The sequence below is a fragment of the Leucobacter sp. M11 genome (assembly GCF_035726885.1).
In the GTDB taxonomy this organism is placed as follows: domain Bacteria; phylum Actinomycetota; class Actinomycetes; order Actinomycetales; family Microbacteriaceae; genus JAPFRB01.
On the sequence record NZ_JAPFRB010000002.1, the window covers coordinates 410,074 to 413,347 of the forward strand.

The 3,274-nt window shown below is 70.6% G+C and carries 2 protein-coding genes and 1 pseudogene; all 3 read right to left on the minus strand.

The features are described from left to right. Window positions 1-125 precede the first annotated feature (125 nt). On the minus strand, window positions 126-1,016 hold the full coding sequence (sucD, locus tag OOT08_RS06255; RefSeq protein ID WP_325091723.1) for a succinate--CoA ligase subunit alpha: 891 nt from the start codon (window positions 1,014-1,016) through the stop codon (window positions 126-128). Between the two features lie 12 nt (window positions 1,017-1,028). Beyond that, a complete protein-coding gene (gene sucC, locus OOT08_RS06260; RefSeq protein ID WP_325091724.1) occupies window positions 1,029-2,192 on the minus strand; it encodes an ADP-forming succinate--CoA ligase subunit beta in 1,164 nt (387 codons plus the stop codon). A gap of 260 nt (window positions 2,193-2,452) precedes the next feature. After that, window positions 2,453-3,274: pseudogene (locus tag OOT08_RS06265) on the minus strand (hypothetical protein); the annotation flags it as partial.

The following is a 3,274-nucleotide window of genomic DNA, read 5'->3' on the forward strand; positions in this document are numbered from 1 at the left end:
TCCTGCCCACGAGTATGCCGTGCGCGCGCCCCGCGCGCACGGCAGATGACGCCGGGTTGCGGAGCGAAAACGACGGCCCCCGGCGCTCGCGGGAGCGAGCGCCGGGGGCCGTGTCGATCAGGTGCTTACAGCGCGGCGTAGACCTCGCGCAGCAGGCGGGCGGTCTCGGACGGCGTCTTGCCGACCTTGACGCCGGCGGCCTCAAGGGCCTCCTGCTTGGCCTGGGCCGTGCCGGAGGAGCCGGAGACGATCGCGCCAGCGTGGCCCATCGTCTTGCCCTCGGGGGCGGTGAAGCCCGCGACGTAGCCCACGACGGGCTTCGTGACGTTCGCCTTGATGTAGTCGGCTGCCCGCTCCTCAGCGTCGCCGCCGATCTCACCGATCATCACGATCGCCTTGGTCTCGGGGTCGTTCTCGAAGGCCTCGAGGGCGTCGATGTGCGTGGTCCCGATGATGGGGTCGCCGCCGATGCCGATCGCGGTGGAGAAGCCCAGGTCGCGCAGCTCATACATCATCTGGTAGGTCAGGGTGCCCGACTTCGAGACGAGGCCGATCGGGCCCTTCTGGGTGATGTTGTTCGGCGTGATGCCCACGAGGGACTCGCCGGGGCTGATGATGCCGGGGCAGTTCGGGCCGATGATGCGGGTGGCACCGCCCTGCTCCTTGGCGTGCGCCCAGAACTCGGCCGCGTCCTGCACGGGCACGCCCTCGGTGATGATGACGAGCAGGCCGATGCCCGCGTCGATGGCCTCCATGGCCGCGTCCTTGGTGAAGGCCGGGGGCACGAATGCGATGGACACGTCAGCGCCGGTGGCCTCCATGGCCTCCTTGACGGAGCCGAAGACGGGCAGCTCGACGCCGCCGTCGTGGGTCACGGTCGTGCCAGCCTTGCGGGCGTTCACGCCGCCGACGATGTTCGTGCCGGCCTTGAGCATGAGGGCGGTGTGCTTGGTGCCCTCACCGCCCGTGATGCCCTGGACGATGACCTTGGAGTCCTTGTTGAGGTAGATAGTCATGGATTCAGTCCTTTACTTCGCGGCGAGCTCGGCGGCCTTGTCGGCGCCCTCGTCCATGGTCTCTGCGAGGGTGATCAGGGGGTGGTTGGCGGCGACGAGAATCGCGCGGCCCTCCTCCACCTTGTTGCCGTCCAGGCGCACCACGAGGGGCTTGGAAGCTGCGTCGCCGAGGATCTCGAGCGCCTGCACGATACCGGTGGCGACCGCGTCACACGCGGTGATGCCGCCGAAGACGTTCACGAAGACGGACTTGACCTGCTCGTCGCCGAGGATCACGTCGAGGCCGTTGGCCATGACGGTCGCGGAGGCTCCGCCGCCGATGTCCAGGAAGTTGGCGGGCTTGACGCCGCCGTGGTTCTCACCGGCGTAGGCGACCACGTCGAGGGTGCTCATGACGAGCCCCGCGCCGTTGCCGATGACGCCGACCTGGCCGTCGAGCTTGACGTAGTTCAGATCGAACTCCTGCGCCTTGATCTCGAGGGGGTCCGTGGCGGACTTGTCCTCGAGCGCGGCGTGGTCCGCGTGACGGAAGCCGGCGTTCTCGTCGATCGAGACCTTGCCGTCGAGGGCGACGATCTCGCCCTCCTCGGTCAGCACGAGGGGGTTGACCTCCACGAGCGTGGCGTCTTCCTTGTCGTAGACCTCGTAGAGCTTGACGAAGACCGCGGCGACCTTGTCGACGAGCTCGGCGGGGAAGTTCGCCGCAACGGCGATCTCGCGGGCCTTGGCCTCGTCGATGCCGGTGTTCGGGTCGACCTCGATGCGGGCGAGCGCCTCGGGCTTCTCGACCGCGAGCTGCTCGATGTCCATGCCGCCCTCGACGCTGGTGAGCGACAGGTAGGAGCGGTTGGCCCGGTCCAGCAGCACGGAGAAGTAGAACTCCTGGGCGATGCGGGCACCCGCGGCGACCATGACGCGCTTGACGACGTGGCCCTTGATGTCCAGGCCAAGGATGGACTGGGCCGCTTCGAACGCCTCATCGGGGTTCTTGGCAACCTTGACGCCGCCGGCCTTGCCGCGGCCGCCGACCTTGACCTGGGCCTTGACCACGGTCACGCCGCCGAGCTTCTCAGCCGCCGCACGCACCTCTTCCGGGGTGTCCGCGGTGATACCGGCGAGCACCGGCACCCCGTATTTTTCGAATAGGTCACGGGCCTGGTACTCGTAAAGATCCACGCTTGTCCAATCAGCTGGTTCGCGGCCGCACCCGGGTTGTGGGCAACAACGCGCACTGTTCACTAGGAAGCGCTGCGCGCCGCAAAGGGGGACGCGCCAACGCATCTTCAACCCTACACCCGCGTCGCGCCCACGTCCCCGTCCAGCTGGACGGTGTGCTGGCCCCCGGCACGGGGTCCGCGCGGCGCCCCATCGGGGCGTCCGGCCCCGACGCAGTCAGGCCCCTGACTGGGTGATGCACGCGCGGACCGCGCGGTGGCTCACGGCCGGCGGGGTGCCCTGGGCGCGCCCAGCTGCGCGGCGAGGGAGGCCGCGGTGCTCGTCAGGGTTTCGAGGGGGCCGCGGCGGCCGAGCGCGGCCAGGAGCGCGCCGAGAGCGAGGACCATGCCGAGGTGCAGGGCGATCGCGCCGCCGCCGCTGAGCCACCAGGGCGCTTCGTCGGAGAACCGGGCCACGGCGCCATCGGGCTCAAGGCTCGTGAGCCAGTTGAGCAGCAGAATGTGCGCGGTGTAGGCGGTGAGCGGGGCCGCTCCGGCCGCCGTCACCGGTCGGAGCGCGGTGAGCGCTGGCCCGGGCAGCGCCCAGGTGAGCAGGAGGCAGGCCGCGATCACGACGAGGGCGATGCCCACGCCGCGGGCGACGTCGGGCACCGTGCCGGTGTGCGGCTCGGCGAGGAGCAACGCGGCCCAGCCCGAGTCCCCGAGCCAGCCCGTCCAGAGCGGACGGGTGCCCTGCTCCGCGTCGGCCAGGGCCAGCGAGCCGGCCGGTGCCTCGGCCCAGGCGGCCACGCCGAGGCCAGCGGCGGCGAGCGCGACGCCGAGCCCGGCGGTCCCGAGCGCGAAGCGGCGCTCCGTGCCCCGATCCCGGGCCGCGAGCAGCCCGCGCGCGACGAGCATCCCGAGCAGAACGACGCCGAGCCAGGTCAGCGCCGGGTAGCTGCCCGTGATGAGGAGCCTGCGGAACGCGTCCACCGGCTCCGCGAAGCTCTCGAAGGTCAGGGAGCCCTGGTCCTCGTACGTCAGGAATTCGCCGGACTCGTGCGCCGCGCTCACCGCCCCGATGAGCACGGGCGTCACCGCGAT

What these genes read in the sequence shown, in the direction of transcription:
- sucD (WP_325091723.1), bottom strand. Translation starts at nt 1,016, where the DNA reads ATGACTATCTACCTCAACAAGGACTCCAAGGTCATCGTCCAGGGCATC.